The organism is Enterobacter cloacae complex sp. SHL009, from assembly GCF_049237205.1.
GTDB classification, from domain to species: domain Bacteria; phylum Pseudomonadota; class Gammaproteobacteria; order Enterobacterales; family Enterobacteriaceae; genus Enterobacter; species Enterobacter cloacae_M.
On record NZ_JBMKIW010000014.1, the window covers coordinates 13344 to 33772 of the forward strand.

General features: G+C 54.9%; 16 protein-coding genes and 4 tRNA genes. 18 read left to right on the forward strand and 2 right to left on the reverse strand.

The genetic code is table 11. The features are described from left to right. The first annotated feature begins 77 nt into the window (after positions 1 to 77). The gene (rep, locus tag ACOTZC_RS21870; protein ID WP_023309648.1) at positions 78 to 2102 is read left to right on the forward strand and encodes a DNA helicase Rep; all 2025 of its coding nucleotides are present in this window, start codon (positions 78 to 80) and stop codon (positions 2100 to 2102) included. 59 nt (positions 2103 to 2161) lie between these two features. On the opposite strand, the gene gppA is transcribed toward rep, so the two are convergent. Together gppA and rhlB are read right to left on the reverse strand one after the other, a co-directional pair. Beyond that, the gene (gene gppA / locus ACOTZC_RS21875; RefSeq protein WP_023309647.1) at positions 2162 to 3646 is read right to left on the reverse strand and encodes a guanosine-5'-triphosphate,3'-diphosphate diphosphatase; all 1485 of its coding nucleotides are present in this window, start codon (positions 3644 to 3646) and stop codon (positions 2162 to 2164) included. 6 nt (positions 3647 to 3652) lie between these two features. Continuing rightward, positions 3653 to 4921: an ATP-dependent RNA helicase RhlB gene (rhlB, locus tag ACOTZC_RS21880; RefSeq protein WP_023309646.1), complete on the reverse strand. Its 1269-nt coding sequence runs from the start codon at positions 4919 to 4921 to the stop codon at positions 3653 to 3655. Positions 4922 to 5065: 144 nt separating this feature from the next. Between rhlB and trxA the strand changes: the two genes are divergently transcribed. The 17 genes from trxA (at position 5066) to ACOTZC_RS21965 (ending at position 20225) form a co-directional block, all read left to right on the forward strand. Continuing rightward, a complete protein-coding gene (gene trxA, locus ACOTZC_RS21885) occupies positions 5066 to 5395 on the forward strand; it encodes a thioredoxin TrxA (protein ID WP_006179218.1) in 330 nt (109 codons plus the stop codon). 345 nt (positions 5396 to 5740) lie between these two features. Then, positions 5741 to 7000: a transcription termination factor Rho gene (rho, locus tag ACOTZC_RS21890; protein WP_008501566.1), complete on the forward strand. Its 1260-nt coding sequence runs from the start codon at positions 5741 to 5743 to the stop codon at positions 6998 to 7000. Between the two features lie 241 nt (positions 7001 to 7241). Beyond that, positions 7242 to 8345 carry a UDP-N-acetylglucosamine--undecaprenyl-phosphate N-acetylglucosaminephosphotransferase gene (gene wecA / locus ACOTZC_RS21895; RefSeq protein ID WP_045357210.1) on the forward strand — a complete coding sequence of 368 codons (1104 nt, stop codon included), beginning with the start codon at positions 7242 to 7244 and terminating at the stop codon, positions 8343 to 8345. Between the two features lie 13 nt (positions 8346 to 8358). After that, a complete protein-coding gene (wzzE, locus tag ACOTZC_RS21900) occupies positions 8359 to 9405 on the forward strand; it encodes an ECA polysaccharide chain length modulation protein (protein WP_023309644.1) in 1047 nt (348 codons plus the stop codon). 56 nt (positions 9406 to 9461) lie between these two features. Further along, positions 9462 to 10592: a non-hydrolyzing UDP-N-acetylglucosamine 2-epimerase gene (gene wecB / locus ACOTZC_RS21905; protein WP_029739565.1), complete on the forward strand. Its 1131-nt coding sequence runs from the start codon at positions 9462 to 9464 to the stop codon at positions 10590 to 10592. Further along, on the forward strand, positions 10589 to 11851 hold the full coding sequence (wecC, locus tag ACOTZC_RS21910) for a UDP-N-acetyl-D-mannosamine dehydrogenase (RefSeq protein ID WP_045403883.1): 1263 nt from the start codon (positions 10589 to 10591) through the stop codon (positions 11849 to 11851). Before wecB ends, wecC begins: the two co-directional genes overlap by 4 nt. Beyond that, a complete protein-coding gene (rffC, locus tag ACOTZC_RS21915; RefSeq protein ID WP_421636023.1) occupies positions 11848 to 12525 on the forward strand; it encodes a dTDP-4-amino-4,6-dideoxy-D-galactose acyltransferase in 678 nt (225 codons plus the stop codon). Before wecC ends, rffC begins: the two co-directional genes overlap by 4 nt. Positions 12526 to 12529: 4 nt before the next feature. After that, positions 12530 to 13660 (forward strand): dTDP-4-amino-4,6-dideoxygalactose transaminase, encoded by a 1131-nt coding sequence (gene rffA / locus ACOTZC_RS21920; RefSeq protein WP_126304492.1) that lies wholly within the window; start codon positions 12530 to 12532, stop codon positions 13658 to 13660. Position 13661: 1 nt separating this feature from the next. Continuing rightward, positions 13662 to 14912, forward strand: a complete 1251-nt coding sequence (gene wzxE / locus ACOTZC_RS21925) for a lipid III flippase WzxE (protein WP_126304494.1) — start codon at positions 13662 to 13664, stop codon at positions 14910 to 14912. After that, positions 14909 to 15988: a TDP-N-acetylfucosamine:lipid II N-acetylfucosaminyltransferase gene (locus ACOTZC_RS21930; RefSeq protein WP_047743368.1), complete on the forward strand. Its 1080-nt coding sequence runs from the start codon at positions 14909 to 14911 to the stop codon at positions 15986 to 15988. The genes wzxE and ACOTZC_RS21930 overlap by 4 nt, the downstream gene beginning before the upstream one ends. Next, positions 15985 to 17337: an ECA oligosaccharide polymerase gene (gene wzyE / locus ACOTZC_RS21935; RefSeq protein WP_023309637.1), complete on the forward strand. Its 1353-nt coding sequence runs from the start codon at positions 15985 to 15987 to the stop codon at positions 17335 to 17337. Before ACOTZC_RS21930 ends, wzyE begins: the two co-directional genes overlap by 4 nt. A gap of 12 nt (positions 17338 to 17349) precedes the next feature. Continuing rightward, positions 17350 to 18090, forward strand: coding sequence for a lipopolysaccharide N-acetylmannosaminouronosyltransferase (gene wecG, locus ACOTZC_RS21940; RefSeq protein WP_126304496.1), 741 nt, complete (start codon positions 17350 to 17352; stop codon positions 18088 to 18090). 197 nt (positions 18091 to 18287) lie between these two features. Continuing rightward, positions 18288 to 19673, forward strand: a complete 1386-nt coding sequence (gene thrP, locus ACOTZC_RS21945; protein WP_023309635.1) for a bifunctional threonine/serine APC transporter ThrP — start codon at positions 18288 to 18290, stop codon at positions 19671 to 19673. Positions 19674 to 19775: 102 nt separating this feature from the next. After that, positions 19776 to 19852 (forward strand) — tRNA-Arg (locus tag ACOTZC_RS21950). Between the two features lie 67 nt (positions 19853 to 19919). Continuing rightward, positions 19920 to 19995 (forward strand) — tRNA-His (locus ACOTZC_RS21955). Between the two features lie 22 nt (positions 19996 to 20017). Beyond that, positions 20018 to 20103 (forward strand) — tRNA-Leu (locus tag ACOTZC_RS21960). Positions 20104 to 20148: 45 nt separating this feature from the next. Continuing rightward, positions 20149 to 20225: transfer RNA gene (locus ACOTZC_RS21965), tRNA-Pro, on the forward strand. Positions 20226 to 20429 lie beyond the last annotated feature (204 nt).

Consider the following 20429-nt stretch of genomic DNA (forward strand, 5'->3'; position numbering starts at 1 on the left):
TTTATCATTAGCCGGTAAATCTGCGCCCGGCTTTCTGCTACAATCCACACCCCGTTCGAAGATTGAGCAACACTCCCATGCGTTTAAACCCTGGACAACAACAAGCGGTCGAATTCGTTACTGGACCATGCCTGGTGCTGGCAGGGGCCGGTTCGGGTAAAACCCGCGTGATCACCAACAAAATCGCCCATCTGATCCACAACTGTGGATATCAGGCGCGACACATTGCGGCGGTCACCTTTACCAATAAAGCGGCGCGCGAGATGAAAGAGCGCGTCGGTCAGACGCTGGGTCGTAAAGAGGCACGCGGCCTGATGATTTCCACTTTCCACACGCTGGGGCTGGATATCATCAAACGCGAGTATGCGGCGCTGGGAATGAAGTCCAACTTCTCGCTCTTCGATGACACCGATCAGGTGGCGCTGCTCAAAGAGCTCACCGAGGGGCTCATCGAAGATGACAAAGTGCTGTTGCAGCAGCTGATCTCGACGATCTCGAACTGGAAAAACGATCTGATGACGCCGGCCCAGGCCGCGGCGATCGCCAAAGGTGAACGGGATCGGATCTTCGCCCACTGCTACGGTCTGTACGATGCGCATATGAAAGCGTGTAACGTGCTGGACTTTGACGATCTGATCCTGCTGCCCACGCTGCTGCTGCAGCGCAATGAAGAGGTGCGCGAGCGCTGGCAGAACAAAATCCGCTACCTGCTGGTGGATGAATATCAGGACACCAACACCAGCCAGTACGAGCTGGTGAAGCTGCTGGTGGGGCAGCGCGCGCGTTTCACCGTGGTAGGCGACGACGACCAGTCAATTTACTCCTGGCGCGGTGCGCGCCCACAAAACCTGGTGCTGCTGAGCAAAGATTTCCCGGCCCTGCAGGTGATTAAGCTGGAGCAAAACTACCGCTCCTCCGGGCGTATCCTGAAGGCGGCAAACATCCTGATTGCCAATAACCCGCACGTATTTGAGAAGCGTCTGTTCTCCGAACTGGGCTACGGCACGGAGCTGAAAGTGCTCAGCGCCAACAATGAGGATCATGAAGCGGAGCGCGTGACGGGCGAGCTTATCGCTCACCACTTCGTCAACAAAACCGAATATAAGGATTACGCGATCCTCTATCGCGGCAATCACCAGTCGCGCGTCTTTGAAAAGATGCTGATGCAGAACCGCATTCCGTACAAAATCTCGGGCGGCACGTCGTTCTTCTCGCGGCCAGAAATCAAAGATCTGCTGGCCTATCTGCGCGTGCTCACTAACCCGGATGACGACAGCGCGTTTCTGCGCATCGTGAATACGCCTAAACGCGAGATTGGCCCGGCGACGCTGCAAAAGCTCGGCGAGTGGGCGATGACCCGCAACAAAAGTATGTTTACCGCCAGCTTCGACATGGGGCTGAGCCAGACGTTAACCGGACGCGGGTATGATTCGTTAACCCGCTTCACCCACTGGCTTGGCGAAGTGCAGCGTCTCGCGGAGCGGGAGCCGGTGGCGGCGGTGCGCGATCTCATTCACGGCATTGACTATGAGTCCTGGCTGTATGAAACCTCAGCCAGCCCGAAAGCGGCTGAGATGCGCATGAAAAACGTTAACCAGCTCTTCAGCTGGATGACCGAAATGCTGGAGGGCTCTGAAATCGACGAGCCAATGACCCTGACGCAGGTGGTCACCCGCTTTACCCTGCGCGACATGATGGAGCGCGGCGAGAGCGAAGAAGAGGCCGATCAGGTTCAGCTGATGACGCTGCATGCGTCAAAAGGGCTGGAGTTCCCGTATGTGTATCTGGTCGGCATGGAAGAGGGATTGTTGCCGCACCAGAGCAGCATTGATGAAGATAACGTCGACGAGGAGCGTCGCCTGGCCTACGTGGGGATCACCCGCGCGCAGAAAGAGCTGACGTTCACGCTGTGTAAAGAGCGCCGCCAGTATGGTGAACTGGTACGCCCGGAGCCGAGTCGTTTCCTGCTGGAACTGCCGCAGGATGACCTGATCTGGGAACAGGAGCGCAAAGTGATTACCGCAGAAGAGCGGATGCACAAGGGACAGGCTAACGTGGCGAACATCCGCGCCATGCTGGCAAAAGCCAAAGAGAAAGGATAATTCCGTAGGGATCTGTAGGCCGGGTAAGGCGAAGCCGCCACCCGGCAATGTTCAGCGTATTACTTTACCTCAAGCACCCAGTGCACGTAGCTCTGCCACTGGCACTCCTGTTCGATCATCTCGGCCCCTAACGGGTGACGATCAATCCAGTTCTCCGGCAGCGTCAGCGAAAGCTTCTCGTCATCGGCCACCAGATTAATGGCTGGCAGCAAATCATCGCGGCGGCGGCTGGCAAACAGGATCGCCAGACGCAGCAGGCGGCACAGATGCTCGGCCACGCGCGGCGGTACGGCGTTTTGCTGATGCAAAGAGGAGAGATCGACGGCATTGGTCTGGTTCAGCAGCAGCGTTGCCAGCAGCTTTTTCTGCGCGGGCGTATAGCCCGGTAGATCAAGGTTTCGTACCAGATACGCTGCATGAGCCGGTGCCTGCTTAAAATCAATGCTCAGCCCCACTTCATGTAGCGCGCAGGCGCTCAGCAGTAAATCCCGGCTCAGATGGTCAAGATCCCAGACGTTAGCGACCTGATCGGCGAAGCGTGACGCCAGCTGCGATACGCGTCCGGCCTGATCGATATCAACCATAAAACGACGCTGCACATTGCGCAGAGTACGGCTGCGGATATCCTGATCGACCGAAAGATGTAACATCCCGTAGACCAGACCTTCGCGCAGCGCGCCGCCGGCCAGGGTCATACACTGGATGTTCAGCTCGGTGAAAATGGCGATAAGAATAGCCAGCCCGCTCGGGAAGACCAACGCGCGTTCCAGCGTCAGGCCTTCAATTTCCAGCTCTTCCAGGCGTCCACACTGAATGGCGCGCTGTTTCAGCTGCTGAAGTTTGGCAAGCGTAATCCGCTCGTCCATTCCCTGCGCCATCATGATTTCCTGCAGAGCCTGCACGGTACCCGAGGCACCCACGCAGACTTTCCAGCCGTGATAGCGCAGCTCGTCCATCACCGGGCGTAACACCTCGCGCGCGGCGTTTTCTGCCTCGTCGAAGTTCTCTTTCGCCAGGTTCCGATCGGTAAAGTAGCGCTCAAGCCAGGTCACGCAGCCCATCGACAGGCTGAACAGCGACGTTGCCTGCGCGCCGGTGCCGGTCACAAGCTCGGTACTGGCACCACCGATATCCACCACCAGACGGCGATCGTCACCTCCCGTGGTGTGCGCAACGCCCTGGTAAATCAGGCGAGCTTCTTCTTCACCGCTGATAATCTGTACCGGACAACCCAGAATTTCCTGCGCTCTGGCAATGAAATCCACGGCGTTAACCGCCAGGCGGAGTGTCGCAGTGGCGACCACGGTGATTTGGGCGTGCGGGATATCCTGCAGACGTTCGGCAAAGAGCCGCAGACACTGCCAGCCACGTTCCATGGCTTCAGGCGAGAGGTGATTGTCACTGCTCAGGCCCGCCGCGAGGCGGACCTTGCGCTTGATGCGAGTCAGCGTTTGTATGCTTCCCGCCACCTCGCGCACAACCAGCATATGAAAACTATTCGAACCGAGATCAATTGCCGCATAAAGCGAGGTGGAGCTGAGCATATTTTCTTAACCTGAACGACGACGATTACGCGGCGCGCCACCTGAACGACGCGGACCATTGCCGGAGCGTGGGCGGGTTAGGCGCTTAGGCGGCGGCAGTTCGCTTAACAGCGCTTCCGGATTGTATTTGCTCTGCGGAATAGAGTGACCGATATACGTCTCAATGGCCGGGAGATTCAGCGCATACTCTTCACACGCAAGGCTAATCGAGTGACCGCTTGCGCCCGCACGACCGGTACGACCGATACGGTGTACGTAGTCTTCGCAGTCGTCTGGCAGATCGTAGTTAAAGACGTGCGTTACGGCCGGAATGTGCAGACCACGAGCGGCAACGTCAGTTGCGACCAGAATATCAAGATCGCCACGGGTAAACTCTTCCAGAATACGCAGGCGTTTTTTCTGCGCCACGTCGCCGGTCAACAGGCCAACACGGTGACCGTCTGCAGCCAGATGGCCCCAGATGTCTTCACAACGGTGCTTGGTGTTCGCGAAGATAATGGCGCGATCTGGCCACTCTTCTTCAATCAGCGTTTGCAGCAGACGCATTTTCTCTTCATTGGAAGGATAGAAGAGCTCTTCTTTAATGCGGTGACCCGTTTTCTGCTCCGGTTCCACTTCTACATATTCGGCATTGTTCATCTGTTCGAACGCCAGCTCGCGTACGCGATAAGAAAGGGTAGCGGAGAACAGCATATTCAGACGCTGATTGGCCGGCGGCATGCGGCGGAACAGCCAGCGAATGTCTTTAATGAAGCCCAGATCGTACATGCGGTCAGCTTCATCGAGCACCACAACCTGGATTGCGCCGAGGTTAATGTGGTTCTGTTTGGCGTAATCGATAAGACGGCCGGTGGTACCGATCAGGATATCCACACCGCTTTCCAGCACTTTCAGCTGTTTATCGTAGCCGTCGCCGCCATAGGCCAGGCCAAGCTTCAGGCCGGTAGACTGCGCCAGGGGTTCAGCGTCTGCGTGGATCTGTACCGCAAGTTCTCGCGTCGGGGCCATAATTAGCGCGCGCGGCTGGTTAACTTTGCGGTCTGCAATCGCTGGGTGAGAAAGTAAATAATGAAACGTTGACGTTAAAAACGCCATCGTTTTGCCGGTACCGGTTTGCGCCTGCCCGGCAACATCGCGACCGGCCAGCGTCAGCGGCAGCGCGAGGGCCTGAATGGGCGTGCAGTTATGAAACCCTTTATTTTCAAGGGCTTCAATCACCTTCGGGTGCAGCGCGAAGTCGGAAAACTTCTGTTCTGTTAAATGTGTTTTGCTCATAGTGTGGTAGAATATCAGCTTACTATTGCTTTACGAAAGCGTATCCGGTGAAATAAAGTCAACCTTTAGTTGGTTAATGCGACATCAACACGTCGTTGGTGGAGACAAAACCAACGTACCAGGCTTATTCCTGTGGAGTTATATATGAGCGATAAAATTATTCACCTGACTGACGACAGTTTTGACACGGACGTACTTAAGGCTGACGGGCTGATCCTCGTCGATTTCTGGGCTGAATGGTGTGGTCCTTGCAAAATGATCGCCCCGATTCTGGATGAGATCGCCGACGAATATCAGGGCAAACTGACCGTTGCTAAGCTGAACATCGACCAGAACCCGGGCACCGCACCAAAATACGGTATCCGTGGCATCCCAACCCTTCTGCTGTTCAAAAACGGCGAAGTGGCAGCGACCAAAGTAGGCGCGCTGTCCAAAGGCCAACTGAAAGAGTTCCTGGACGCTAACCTGGCGTAAGGTTTCTCCGCTGTGCGTTCAGAGCTCCCGGCTAAATGATGTGGAACTCTGGACGCCCGGCTGAAGTCGTGCTAAGTTAGCTATGACTTCGTTTTAAACATATCTTGTTGTTTGAATCTTGTTTTACCCGATACTTCCCGTTGTTAACATGAACAGTGCGTGAAGTGGCTAAATTCCGGGCTTGTCACTCAATCCGTCTTGTCGTTTCAGTTCTGCGTTCTTTCCCTGTGACCAGACAGCGAACAGACATGAGTCGATGGCCGCTAAACAGGCATGGATGACCCTGCCATACCATTCACAACATTAAGTTCGAGAATCACCCCGAGTTTAAGAACCCACACCATTATGAATCTTACCGAATTAAAGAATACGCCGGTTTCTGAGCTGATCACTCTCGGCGAAAATATGGGGCTGGAAAACCAGGCTCGTATGCGCAAGCAGGACATCATTTTCGCCATCCTGAAGCAGCACGCTAAGAGTGGCGAAGATATCTTTGGCGACGGTGTGCTGGAGATATTGCAAGACGGATTTGGTTTCCTCCGCTCTGCAGACAGCTCCTACCTCGCCGGCCCTGACGACATCTACGTATCCCCCAGCCAAATCCGCCGTTTCAACCTCCGCACTGGTGACACCATTTCAGGTAAGATTCGTCCTCCTAAAGAGGGTGAACGCTACTTTGCGCTGTTGAAAGTCAATGAAGTTAACTTCGACAAACCGGAAAACTCGCGTAATAAGATACTCTTCGAGAACTTAACGCCGCTGCACGCGAACTCTCGCCTGCGCATGGAGCGTGGTAACGGTTCTACTGAAGACTTAACCGCGCGTGTTCTGGATCTGGCATCACCAATTGGTCGCGGCCAGCGTGGTCTGATTGTGGCACCGCCAAAAGCGGGTAAAACCATGCTGCTGCAGAACATCGCGCAGAGCATTGCCTATAACCACCCAGACTGCGTACTGATGGTGCTGCTGATTGACGAACGTCCGGAAGAAGTGACCGAGATGCAGCGTCTGGTTAAAGGTGAAGTGGTTGCTTCTACCTTCGACGAGCCAGCCTCTCGCCACGTTCAGGTTGCGGAAATGGTTATCGAGAAGGCGAAACGCCTGGTTGAGCACAAGAAAGACGTGATCATCCTGCTTGACTCCATCACCCGTCTGGCGCGTGCCTACAACACCGTGGTTCCGGCGTCTGGTAAAGTGCTGACCGGTGGTGTGGATGCTAACGCCCTGCATCGTCCGAAACGCTTCTTCGGTGCCGCACGTAACGTGGAAGAGGGCGGCAGCCTGACCATCATCGCGACGGCGCTGATCGATACCGGTTCTAAAATGGACGAAGTGATTTACGAAGAATTTAAAGGTACAGGTAACATGGAACTGCACCTTTCTCGTAAAATCGCAGAAAAACGCGTCTTCCCGGCTATCGATTACAACCGTTCCGGTACCCGTAAAGAAGAGCTGCTCACCACGCAGGAAGAGCTGCAGAAAATGTGGATCCTGCGCAAAATCATCCATCCAATGGGTGAAATTGACGCGATGGAGTTCCTCATTAATAAACTGGCGATGACCAAAACCAACGACGATTTCTTCGACATGATGAAACGCTCGTAACGTAAATAAAGCCAGCGAACGCCACGTTTTTACGTGGCGTTTTCCTTTTATGGACTATACGCTAGTACCACCAACTCCCAATTTTGACTGGTCAGTGCGACAATAAGATAATTCGCACAGTAAAAACATTAATAGCTTGAATAATAAACAAATGGAATTGTAAGAGGTTTGCTTTATAACTTCAGGCTCAGCGCCTTGATGGTTATACTTCCTTGACTAACATTTGTTGAGAACATCCATTGTGAACCTACTTGATACGTTTACTGAACTAACCAGTATTTTCTTGTTTACCACCTGTTTTTTGTTTCTGGCACGTAAGGTGGCGAAATATCTGGGGTTAGTGGATAAACCCAACTTCCGTAAGCGTCATCAAGGTATGATTCCTTTGGTCGGCGGTATCTCTGTTTTCGCGGGGATCTGCTTCACGTTTGCCATCGCGGATTACTATATTCCACATGCCAGGCTGTACCTGACCTGTGCGACGGTGCTTGTGGTGGTTGGCGCTCTTGACGACCGTTATGATATTAGCGTCAAAATCCGCGCCTTCGTTCAGGCTGCTGTAGCTATCGCTATGATGGTGTTCGCTAAGCTGCACTTGAGTAGCCTGGGCTATATTTTTGGCTCCTGGGAGATGGAACTCGGTCCGTTCGGTTATTTCCTGACACTTTTTGCCGTGTGGGTGGCAATTAACGCGTTCAACATGGTTGACGGTATCGATGGTTTGTTGGGAGGCTTGTCCTGCGTCTCATTTGCCGCAATTGGTTTCATTTTATGGTTCGATGGGCAATATAGCCTTGCTATGTGGTGTTTTGCCATGATTGCGGCCATCCTACCTTATATCCTGTTGAATCTCGGCGCATTGGGCCGTCGCTATAAAGTATTCATGGGTGATGCGGGTAGCACACTTATCGGCTTTACTATCATTTGGATCTTGCTGGAAACCACTCAGGGTGATGTACACCCCATTAGCCCAGTAACGGCATTATGGATTATCGCTATCCCGTTAATGGACATGGTTGCGATTATGTATCGCCGCCTGCGTAAAGGGATGAGTCCTTTCTCTGCTGACCGTCAGCACATTCATCATTTGATCATGCGAGCCGGATTCACTTCCCGGCAAGCATTTGTGCTTATTACGCTGGCGGCTGCTATTCTAGCGGGGATTGGCGTGACGGCGGAATATACACATTTTGTGCCTGAATGGGCTATGTTGGTATTGTTCTTGCTAGCTTTTTCTCTCTACGGCTACTGCATCAAGCGTGCATGGAAGGTAGCACGCTTCATTAAACGTATTAAACGCAGGATGCGTCGTAACAGTGGCAAAAATACAACATTAACTAAGTAAAACCGGGACTATGATGACTCAACCGTTGGCGGGAGCGAAATCAGTGGTAACTGAGAATGAACTGGATATTCGGGGTTTGTTTCGCGTGTTATGGGCAGGCAAACTTTGGATTGCGGGGATCGCGCTGGGGTTTGCCCTGTTAGCGCTGGCCTATACGTTCTTTGCAAAGCAAGAGTGGAGCGCCACGGCAATCACAGACAAGCCAACGGTTAACATGCTCGGGGGATACTATTCCCAGCAGCAATTCCTGCGTAACCTGGACATCAAAGCCAGTCTTGCTACGCCTGACCAGGCTTCCGTTATGGATGAAGCCTATAAAGAGTTTGTGATGCAGCTGGCTTCGTGGGATACCCGCCGTGATTTCTGGTCCCAGACGGATTACTACAAGCAGCGCCGGGTTGATAATACAAAAGCCGATGCCGCCCTGCTGGACGATCTGATTAACAATATTCAGTTTATGCCGGGCGACGCGCTGCGTAGCGTGAATGACAGCGTCAAGCTGATTGCAGAAACCGCGCCGGATGCCAACAACCTGTTGCGTCAGTATGTCGCGTTTGCCAGCCAGCGTGCCGCAAGCCATCTTAACGAAGAGCTTAAAGGTGCCTGGGCGGCTCGTACCATCCAGATGAAAGCCCAGGTGAAACGTCAGGAAGAAGTGGCGAATACTATTTTCGGTCGCCGCGTGCATAACATTGAGCAGGCGCTGAAAATTGCGGAACAGCACAATATTTCCCGTACTGAGACGGACGTGCCGGCCGATGAGCTGCCTGACTCTGAAATGTTCCTTCTTGGTCGCCCTATGCTGCAGGCGCGGCTGGAAAACCTGAAGGCCGTCGGTCCTGATTTTGACCTCGATTACGATCAAAATCGCGCGATGCTCAATACGCTTAATGTCGGTCCATCCCTGGACCCGCGTTTTCAGACCTATCGTTATTTGCGAACGCCTGAAGAACCTGTAAAACGCGACAGTCCGCGCCGCGCATTCCTGATGATCATGTGGGGGATTGTGGGCGCACTGACGGGCGCTGGCGTGGCGTTAACGCGTCGTCGCAAAAACTAAGAACGCCGTTTACGATGAAGGCTATGGCCTTCATCGCCTAATCGAAGAGAATCGATGTGAAAGTACTTACCGTATTTGGCACCAGGCCGGAGGCCATTAAGATGGCGCCTCTGGTTCATGCGCTGGCCAGCGATCCTGATATTGAAGCGAAAGTCTGCGTCACGGCACAGCACCGTGAGATGCTCGACCAGGTTTTAACGCTCTTTTCCATCGCCCCGGATTACGACCTCAATATTATGAAACCAGGGCAAGGCTTGACCGAAATAACCTGCCGCATACTGCAAGATCTTAAGCCGATCCTGGAGTCATTCAAGCCCGACGTCGTGCTGGTACACGGTGACACCACCACAACCGTGGCGACAAGCCTGGCCGCGTTTTACCAGCGAATTCCCGTGGGGCATGTTGAGGCGGGTCTGCGTACCGGCAATCTTTATTCACCGTGGCCGGAGGAGGCCAACCGCACGTTAACGGGTCATCTGGCGATGTACCACTTTGCGCCAACGGAAAACTCTCGTCAGAACCTGCTGCGTGAAAATATCGCCGATAACAAAATCTTTGTGACCGGCAATACGGTCATTGACGCGTTAATTTGGGTACGTGACCGCGTCCTGGCAAACAGCGATCTTCAGAAAGAGCTCGCTGCCCGCTATCCGTTCCTTCACAACGGCAAAAAAACCATTCTGGTCACTGGCCACCGTCGCGAGAGCTTTGGCCGGGGTTTCGAGCAAATCTGTCACGCGCTGGCTGAAATCGCCGCGCAGAATGACGATGTGCAAATTGTCTATCCAGTACACCTTAACCCTAACGTCAGCGAGCCGGTTAACCGGATCCTGGGCCATGTCGAAAATGTCCTTCTGATTGAACCTCAGGACTACATGCCGTTTGTCTGGCTGATGAACCACGCCTGGCTGATCCTCACCGATTCCGGCGGAATCCAGGAAGAAGCGCCATCCCTCGGCAAACCTGTGCTGGTGATGCGTGAAACGACCGAACGTCCGGAAGCCGTCAAAGCCGGTACGGTGCGTCTGGTCGGCACCAACGCGCAGCTCATCGTCGAAGAGGTCACGCGCCTGCTGCATGACGATGAAGCGTATCAGGCGATGAGCCGGGCCCATAATCCGTATGGAGACGGGCAGGCTTGTGGCCGTATTTTGCATGCACTTAAACACAATCGGGTATCGCTATGAGTTTTACTACCATCTCTGTCATTGGTCTTGGCTACATTGGCTTACCTACTGCGGCCGCGTTTGCCTCTCGTCAGAAACAGGTTGTTGGTGTGGATATCAACGCACGAGCGGTAGAAACCATTAACCGTGGCGAGATTCATATTGTGGAGCCCGATCTTGACCGCGTGGTGAAAGAGGCGGTGGAGGGGGGCTTCCTGCGTGCCAGCACGACGCCAGTTGAAGCGGATGCCTACCTGATTGCCGTCCCTACCCCGTTTAAAGGTGACCACGAGCCCGACATGGCATTCGTCGAGGCGGCGGCCAAATCCATAGCGCCTGTGCTGAAGAAAGGGGCGCTGGTGATCCTGGAATCGACCTCTCCGGTCGGCGCTACCGAGCAGATGGCACAGTGGCTGGCCGACGCGCGTCCTGATTTACGTTTCCCGCAGCAGGCGGGTGAGCAGGCGGATATCAACATCGCCTACTGTCCGGAGCGCGTGCTGCCGGGCCAGGTGATGGTCGAACTGATTAAAAACGACCGCGTCATTGGCGGTATGACGCCCGTCTGTTCCGAACGTGCCAGCGCGCTGTACAAGATTTTCCTGGAAGGCGAGTGCGTGGTGACCAATTCCCGCACCGCCGAGATGTGCAAGCTGACGGAGAACAGCTTCCGCGACGTCAATATCGCCTTTGCGAACGAACTGTCGCTAATTTGCGCCGATCAGGGGATTAACGTCTGGGAGCTGATTAGCCTGGCGAATCGCCATCCGCGTGTAAACATTCTCCAGCCAGGCCCGGGCGTGGGTGGACACTGTATCGCCGTCGATCCGTGGTTTATCGTGGCGCAAAATCCGGCGCAGGCTCGTCTGATTCGCACCGCGCGTGAAGTGAACGACAGCAAGCCTCACTGGGTGCTCAATCAGGTTAAAGCGACGGTAGCGGATTGCCTGACAGAGAGCGGCAAGCGCGCCAGCGAGCTGAAAATTGCCTGCTTTGGTCTGGCATTTAAACCCAATATTGACGATCTGCGTGAAAGCCCGGCGATGGAAATTGCTGAGATGATTGCCGAATGGCACAAGGGTGAAACACTGGTGGTTGAGCCGAATATCCATGAATTACCGGCAAAACTGGCGGGGCACTGCACGCTGACGGCGCTGGAAGACGCGCTGGCGACGGCGGACGTGCTGGTGCTGCTGGTAGATCATAAAGAGTTTAAAGCCACGTCCGGCGATGCCGTTCGTCAGCAGTTTATTGTGGATACCAAAGGTGTCTGGCGTTGAACAGCCTGAATGGGGTGCTTGAGTCCCTGCAGTGGGAGAGTGCCTTTTTCGGCCTGCCGTCGGCCATCGTACGTGTGCACGATGACGCGCCGGTGCTGGCTGAATCAGATTTTATCGCCTGGCAACGGGTGCAGGCTAAGATCCCGGCGGAGCGCGCCGATCTGCTTGACGCGCTCCAGCAGCACGGCTTTCAGCTGGTTGAAGGTGAGGTAGACCTTTCCATTACCCTTACCCGGCACGATGCGTCCGGCGCGGAAATTGCAACCGAACAGGACATCTCCGTGCTGCGTCAGATGGCGGCCAAGGCATTTGCACAGAGTCGCTTTCGTGCGCCCTGGTATGCACCTGACGATAGCGGACGTTTCTATGCCCAGTGGATAGAGAATGCGGTCAAAGGCACCTTTGACCACGTCTGCCTGGTTTTCCGTGCAGGCGACGGTCAAATCCAGGGGTTCGTCTCGCTGCGTAAGCTCAACGAGCGCGAGGCGCGTATTGGCTTATTAGCCGGGCGAGGCATGGGTGAGAAACTCATGCAGGCGGCGCTGCACTGGGCGCAGCAGCAACAGCTTGTGACGCTGCGGGTCGCGACCCAACTGGGCAACACCGCCGCGCTTAAACGTTATATTGCGAGTGGTGCCAACATCGACGCCACCGCCTACTGGTTATACAGGTGACAAGATGATTCCATTTAACGCACCACCCGTTGTCGGAACTGAACTCGACTATATGCAGTCTGCCATGGGCAGCGGCAAACTCTGTGGTGACGGCGGTTTTACCCGTCGCTGTCAGCAGTGGATGGAACAGCGTTTTCGCAGCGCCAAAGTGCTGCTGACCCCGTCCTGTACGGCATCGCTGGAAATGGCGGCACTGTTGCTGGATATCCAGCCCGGTGATGAAGTGATTATGCCGAGCTATACCTTCGTTTCCACCGCAAACGCCTTTGTCCTGCGCGGAGCGAAAATCGTGTTTGTGGATATCCGTCCGGATACCATGAACATTGATGAGACGCTGATTGAAGCGGCGATCACCGACAAAACGCGAGCGATCGTGCCGGTTCACTACGCGGGCGTGGCCTGTGAAATGGACACCATCATGGCCATCGCCAAAAAACATAATCTGTTCGTGGTGGAAGATGCCGCGCAGGGCGTGATGTCCACCTACAAGGGACGCGCGCTGGGCACTATCGGCCACATTGGCTGCTTTAGCTTCCACGAAACCAAAAACTACACGGCGGGCGGAGAAGGTGGCGCGACGCTGATTAACGACCGGGCTCTCGTGGAGCGTGCGGAAGTGATCCGCGAAAAAGGCACCAACCGCAGCCAGTTCTTCCGGGGACAGGTGGATAAATACACCTGGCGCGACATCGGCTCCAGCTATCTGATGGCGGATCTGCAGGCGGCATATCTGTGGGCGCAGCTGGAAGCGGCGGAACGTATCAACCTTCAGCGTCTTTCCCTGTGGCAAACGTATTACGATGCGCTTGAGCCTCTGGCCAAAGCCGGGCGCATTGAGCTGCCGACCATCCCGGCAGCTTGCGTCCACAACGCGCATATGTTCTACATCAAGCTGCGCGATAACGACGACCGCAGCGAGCTCATCGCCTGGCTGAAAGAGGCCGAAATTATGGCGGTGTTCCACTATATCCCGCTGCACTCCAGCCCGGCCGGCGAAGCGTTTGGCACGTTCGCCGGTGAAGATCGTTACACCACCAAAGAAAGTGAGCGTTTGCTTCGCCTGCCACTGTTCTACAACCTCGCGCCTGTTAACCAGCGTACGGTGATTAATACCCTTCTGAGTTATTTCGGCTGATATGTCTCTGGCAAAAGCATCGGTGTGGACCGCCGCGTCCACGCTTGTAAAAATTGGCGCCGGGCTGCTGGTCGTCAAGCTGCTGGCCGTCTCATTTGGCCCCTCTGGCGTGGGGCTGGCGGGTAATTTCCGCCAGCTCGTTACCGTCCTTGGCGTGCTGGCCGGCGCCGGTATTTTCAACGGCGTCACCAAATACGTTGCGCAGTATCACGATGATGCGGCTCAGCTGCGCAGGGTGGTGGGCACCTCTTCGGCGATGGTCACGGGTTTTTCGACCCTGATGGCGGTTGTCTTTCTGCTGGCGGCGGCGCCCATCAGCCAGGGATTGTTCGGGCACCCCCATTATCAGGGGCTGGTGCGTCTGGTCGCGTTGGTTCAGATGGGCATTGCCTGGGCAAACCTGCTGCTGGCGCTGATGAAAGGTTTTCGTGATGCCGCCGGGAACGCGCTTGCCTTAATCCTGGGCAGCGTCATCGGCGTGATTGCCTATTACTTCTGCTATCGCCTTGGCGGCTATGAAGGCGCGCTGCTGGGGCTTGCGCTGGTCCCGGCCCTGGTTGTTGTGCCTGCGGCATTTATGCTGATGCGTCGGGGCGTCATCCCTCTGAGCTACCTGAAACCGCAATGGGACACGATGCTTGCCAGCCAGCTGGGTAAATTTACCCTGATGGCGCTCATCACCTCCGTCACGCTGCCGGTAGCCTACGTGATGATGCGAAACCTGCTGGCGGCGCATTATAGCTGGGATGAAGTCGGGATTTGGCAGGGCGTGAGCAGCATTTCCGATGCATACCTCCAATTTATAACGGCTTCCTTTAGCGTCTATTTGCTGCCAACCTTATCGCGCCTGACGTCCAGACAAGAAATTACGCGCGAGATTTTCCGATCTCTGCGCTTTGTGCTGCCTGCCGTCGCGGCGGCCAGCTTTACCGTCTGGTTACTGCGCGATGTCGCCATCTGGCTGCTGTTCTCGGCGAAGTTCACCGCCATGCGCGATCTCTTTGCATGGCAGCTGGTGGGTGATGTGCTGAAAGTGGGGGCTTACGTTTTCGGCTATCTGGTGATTGCAAAAGCGTCCCTGCGGCTGTATATCCTGGCGGAAATTAGCCAGTTTGCGTTACTGACAGCATTTTCACACTGGCTGATACCCGCGCACGGTGCGCTGGGGGCGGCTCAGGCCTACATGGCAACCTATATCGTTTATTTCGCCGCCTGTTGCGGCGTATTTTTATTGTGGCGTAAACGCGCATGACTGCACTGATTCACATCCTGGGATCGGATATCCCACACCATAACCAGACCGTTTTGCGGTTCTTCAACGACGAGCTGGCATCGGGTAATCCTGATGCGCGTGAGTTTATGGTTGCAGGTCAGGATAAGGGCCTGAGCGAGGCGTTTCCGGCGCTGACGATTCGCTTCTGGCCGGATAAGGCCGCGCTGGCGAAGGCGGTCATTGCAAAAGCCAAAGCGGATCGTAAGCAACGTTTCTTTTTCCACGGGCAGTTCAATACCGGCCTGTGGCTGGCACTGCTCAGCGGGGGGATTAAACCTTCCCAGTGCAGCTGGCATATCTGGGGAGCCGATCTCTACGAAGTCTCCCGCGGCTGGAAATTCCGTCTTTTCTATCCGCTGCGGCGCATGGCGCAGGGGCGCGTAGGCTGTGTGTTTGCCACCCGTGGCGATCTCAACTATTTTGCTAAACAGCACCCGAACGTGCGCGGAGAACTACTCTATTTCCCGACCCGCATGGATCCGGCGCTGAACGCCATGGCGAATGACGCGGTGCGTGAAGGCAAGCTGACGATCCTGGTGGGGAATTCCGGCGATCGCAGTAACGAACACGTCGCGGCGCTCAGGGCGGTGCATCAGCAGTTTGGCGACACGGTGAATGTTGTGGTGCCGATGGGCTATCCCGCCAACAACGACGCCTATATTGCTGACGTTCGCCAACAGGGGCTTGCGCTGTTTAGTGCAGAAAACCTGCACATCCTTAGCGATAAGCTGGAATTTGATGAATATCTTGCGCTGCTGAGAAAATGCGATCTTGGCTATTTCATCTTCGCACGACAGCAGGGAATCGGCACGCTGTGTCTGCTGATTCAGGCGGGTGTACCGTGCGTGCTCAACCGCGACAATCCGTTCTGGCAGGACATGGCCGAGCAGCATATTCCGGTGCTGTTTACCTCAGACACGCTGAATGTCGAGGTGGTTCGGGAAGCCCAACGCCAGCTCACGCTGGTGGATAAAAATAGCATCGATTTTTTCAGCCCGAATTACCTCACGCCGTGGCACCGCGCGCTGCGTATCGCTTCAGGAGACAAAGCATGAGTCAGTTGCAATTCAGCGGCTTACTGGTTGTCTGGCTTCTGAGCACCCTGTTTATTGCCACGCTTACCTGGTTTGAATTCCGCCGGGTACGTTTCAACTTTAACGTTTTCTTCTCGTTACTGTTTCTGCTGACCTTCTTTTTCGGCTTCCCGCTGACCAGCATTCTGGTCTTCCGTTTTGACGTGAGCGTCGCACCGCCGGAAATCCTGCTTCAGGCGCTTCTGGCGGCGACCTGCTTCTATGCCGTCTACTACGTCACCTATAAAACGCGTCTTCGTTCAGCGCAGGCTGCTGCCCCGCGCCGGCCGCTTTTTACCATGAATCGGGTGGAAACCCACCTGACGTGGGTGATGCTGATGACCATCGCCCTGGTCAGCGTCGGTATCTTCTTCATGCATAACGGCTTTCTGCTGTTTAAGCTCCACTCCTACAGCCAGATTTTTTCGGCCGAAGTCTCGGGCGTGGCGCTTAAGCGTTTCTTCTACTTCTTCATTCCGGCGATGCTGGTGGTCTTTTTTCTGCGCCAGGACAGCAAAGCGTGGCTATTCTTCCTGGTCAGCACCGTCGCGTTTGGCATTCTGACCTACATGATTGTGGGCGGCACGCGCGCGAACATTATCATCGCCTTCGCCATCTTCCTGTTTATCGGCATCATCCGCGGCTGGATCTCGCTGTGGATGCTGGTTGCGGCAGGCGTGTTTGGCATTGTGGGGATGTTCTGGCTGGCGCTGAAGCGCTACGGGATGAACGTGGCGGGCGATGAGGCGTTTTACACGTTCCTCTACCTGACGCGCGATACCTTCTCCCCGTGGGAAAACCTGGCATTGCTGCTGCAAAACTACGACAAGATTGATTTCCAGGGGCTGGCGCCGATTGTTCGCGACTTCTACGTCTTTATCCCTTCCTGGCTATGGCCGGACCGGCCTGGCGTGGTGCTTAACACGGCAAATTACTTTACCTGGGAAGTGCTGAACAACCATTCCGGTCTGGCAATCTCGCCAACGCTGATTGGTTCCCTGGTGGTGATGGGGGGGGCGTGGTTCATTCTGCCCGGTGCAGTTGCCGTTGGGCTGATTATCAAGTGGTTTGACTGGCTTTATCTGCGCGGCAATGAAGAGACCAACCGCTATAAAGCCGCCATTTTGCACAGTTTCTGCTTTGGTGCCATTTTCAATATGATCGTTCTGGCGCGCGAAGGGCTGGACTCGTTCGTGTCGCGCGTGGTGTTCTTCATGGTCGTTTTCGGCCTCTGCCTGTTGCTGGCCAAACTGTTGTACTGGCTATTTGACAGCGCAGGGCTCGTGCACAAGCGCGAGCGGCAGGGCAGCACAACGCTGTCGCAAGTCTGAGTAAGGATAGTAATGACTGATAAAATTTCTGCACCGCGCTACGCGCTACGTGGCCTGCAGCTTATTGGCTGGCGCGACATGCAGCACGCGCTGGACTTTCTGTTCGCCGACGGCCAGATGAAATCCGGTACGCTGGTGGCCATCAACGCGGAAAAAATGCTGGCGGTTGAGGATAATGCGGAAGTCAAAAGCCTGATTGAAGCGGCTGAATTTAAATACGCGGACGGGATCAGCGTAGTTCGCTCTATCCGTAAAAAGTATCCTGACGCTAATGTATCCCGCGTGGCGGGGGCCGATCTCTGGGAGCAGCTTATGGCCCGCGCCGGTGTGCAGGGTACGCCCGTGTTCCTGATTGGCGGAAAGCCGGAGATACTGGCCCAGACGGAGGAGAAACTGTGTCGTCAATGGAATGTTAATATTGTCGGCAGCCAGAATGGTTACTTCAAACCGGAAGATCGACAGGCTCTGTTTGAACGCGTTCGTGACAGCGGGGCGAAAATTGTCACCGTGGCGATGGGTTCCCCGCGTCAGGAGATCCTGATGCGTGACTGCCGTCTGGTCTGTCCTGATGCCCTCTACATGGGCGTCGGCGGCACGTACGACGTCTTTACCGGCCACGTTAAGCGTGCGCCAAAGGTCTGGCAAAATCTGGGGCTGGAGTGGCTGTACCGCCTGCTATCGCAACCGACGCGCATCAAACGACAGATCCGTCTGTTACGCTACCTCGCCTGGCATTACACCGGGAAAATGTAATCAAAATGTAGCGCGATATGCTATTCGCGCTGCAACTCGCCTGCAAAACTGCTGATAATCTGTGCAATGCATTCATTTTTTTAATGCATCGTTTGCCATTTGGCAGATTTTAGGAAACCATTCGCTCCGTATTTTAGTACCCCTAAAAAACAATACCCGGTATTAAGCCGGGAAATAGCAAACACAATCGAGGATCTATGGCAGAGAAACAACCGGAGCTACAGCGTGGGCTGGAAGCTCGTCATATTGAACTGATAGCGCTGGGCGGCACTATCGGCGTAGGCCTGTTTATGGGCTCCGCAAGCACGCTCAAATGGGCAGGCCCTTCCGTATTACTGGCGTATATTATCGCCGGGCTGTTTGTTTTCTTCATTATGCGTTCCATGGGCGAAATGCTCTTCCTGGAGCCGGTAACCGGCTCTTTCGCCGTTTACGCGCATCGCTATATGAGCCCCTTCTTCGGCTACCTGACGGCCTGGTCATACTGGTTTATGTGGATGGCGGTGGGCATCTCAGAGATCACCGCGATAGGGGTCTACGTCCAGTTCTGGTTCCCGGACATGGTCCAGTGGATACCCGCGCTCATTGCCGTGGGGCTGGTGGCGCTGGCAAACCTGGCAGCCGTGCGCCTTTACGGTGAAATTGAGTTCTGGTTCGCAATGATCAAAGTCACCACGATTATCGTGATGATTGTCGTCGGCCTGGGCGTGATTTTCTTCGGCTTTGGCAACGGTGGACACGCTATCGGTTTTGGCAACCTGACCGAAAACGGCGGCTTCTTTGCCGGCGGCTGGAAGGGCTTCCTGACGGCGCTGTGTATCGTTGTGGCCTCGTATCAGGGCGTGGAGCTGATTGGTATTACCGCCGGTGAAGCGAAAAACCCGCAGGTCACGCTGCGTAGCGCGGTGGGCAAAGTGCTGTGGCGCATCCTGATTTTCTATGTGGGCGCGATCTTCGTCATCGTGACTATCTTCCCATGGAACGAAATTGGCACGACGGGTAGCCCGTTTGTTTTAACCTTCGCCAAAATTGGTATCACGGCGGCGGCGGGCATCATCAACTTTGTGGTCCTGACGGCAGCGCTGTCAGGCTGTAACAGCGGGATGTACAGCTGCGGGCGTATGCTCTATGCGCTTTCGAAGAATAACCAGCTGCCTGCGGCGATGAGTAAAGTCTCACGTGCCGGCGTACCGGTGGCGGGTGTGGCGGTCTCCATTGTAATCCTGCTGATTGGCTCTTGCCTGAATTACATCATTCCTAACCCGCAGCGCGTATTCGTTTACGTCTACAGCGCCAGCGTACTGCCGGGCATGGTGCCGTGGTTTGTTATCCTCATCAGCCAGCTACGTTTCCGGCATGCGCATAAAAAAGCGATCGAAAGCCATCCGTTCCGCTCAATTCTGTTCCCCTATGCGAACTATTTGACGATGGCGTTCCTGATTTGCGTATTAATCGGCATGTACTTTAATGAAGATACCCGCATGTCGCTGTTTGTCGGGATGATCTTCCTGGCGGCTGTGACGGCCGCATATAAGCTTTTTGGCCTGGGTCGCCGCGGCACCACGCAGAAAGTGGAGGAATAAGCGGCAAAATGTGCAAACCATAACCAAACGCGCATTTTTTTCAAAAAAGCACTAGACAGCGGGGACGGAGGTACGTAATATCCAGCCCCGCAACGGCGCTAAGCGCCCGTAGCTCAGCTGGATAGAGCGCTGCCCTCCGGAGGCAGAGGTCTCAGGTTCGAATCCTGTCGGGCGCGCCATTTTAGTCCCGGCGCTAGAGCTGCGGTGGTCTGAGAAGTAGTCAGTACCGCGTGAAAGAATACAGTGGTGGCTATAGCTCAGTTGGTAGAGCCCTGGATTGTGATTCCAGTTGTCGTGGGTTCGAATCCCATTAGCCACCCCATTATTTGAAAGAGTTGTGAATTGCGAAGGTGGCGGAATTGGTAGACGCGCTAGCTTCAGGTGTTAGTGTCCTTTGGATGTGGGGGTTCGAGTCCCCCCCCTCGCACCACGACTTTTTAAATGAATTGAACTAAAAATTCAAAAAGCAGTACATCGGCGAGTAGCGCAGCTTGGTAGCGCAACTGGTTTGGGACCAGTGGGTCGGAGGTTCGAATCCTCTCTCGCCGACCAATTTTGAACCCCGCTTCGGCGGGGTTTTTTGTTTTCTGCGGCTTCTCATCCCTGTAGTCATTCTCCGACAGCGTCCTTTTTCATTGTCGCAATCCAGCGACATACAACTCATTGAAAGTTAGATAAAAAAACATTTATGGGTTTTGCTGTCTCCTCCTGGCGACATATTCCCGCCTTTTCCCGATACGTTGTAGCGCTTAAGAC

Coding starts and splice junctions, on each gene's coding strand:
- wzxE (WP_126304494.1), top strand. CDS start 13,662: ATGTCTCTGGCAAAAGCATCGGTGTGGACCGCCGCGTCCACGCTTGTA.
- thrP (WP_023309635.1), top strand. CDS start 18,288: ATGGCAGAGAAACAACCGGAGCTACAGCGTGGGCTGGAAGCTCGTCAT.
- gppA (WP_023309647.1), bottom strand. CDS start 3,646: ATGCTCAGCTCCACCTCGCTTTATGCGGCAATTGATCTCGGTTCGAAT.
- ACOTZC_RS21930 (WP_047743368.1), top strand. CDS start 14,909: ATGACTGCACTGATTCACATCCTGGGATCGGATATCCCACACCATAAC.
- rho (WP_008501566.1), top strand. CDS start 5,741: ATGAATCTTACCGAATTAAAGAATACGCCGGTTTCTGAGCTGATCACT.
- rffA (WP_126304492.1), top strand. CDS start 12,530: ATGATTCCATTTAACGCACCACCCGTTGTCGGAACTGAACTCGACTAT.
- wzyE (WP_023309637.1), top strand. CDS start 15,985: ATGAGTCAGTTGCAATTCAGCGGCTTACTGGTTGTCTGGCTTCTGAGC.
- rep (WP_023309648.1), top strand. CDS start 78: ATGCGTTTAAACCCTGGACAACAACAAGCGGTCGAATTCGTTACTGGA.
- wecG (WP_126304496.1), top strand. CDS start 17,350: ATGACTGATAAAATTTCTGCACCGCGCTACGCGCTACGTGGCCTGCAG.
- wzzE (WP_023309644.1), top strand. CDS start 8,359: ATGACTCAACCGTTGGCGGGAGCGAAATCAGTGGTAACTGAGAATGAA.
- trxA (WP_006179218.1), top strand. CDS start 5,066: ATGAGCGATAAAATTATTCACCTGACTGACGACAGTTTTGACACGGAC.
- rhlB (WP_023309646.1), bottom strand. CDS start 4,921: ATGAGCAAAACACATTTAACAGAACAGAAGTTTTCCGACTTCGCGCTG.
- wecC (WP_045403883.1), top strand. CDS start 10,589: ATGAGTTTTACTACCATCTCTGTCATTGGTCTTGGCTACATTGGCTTA.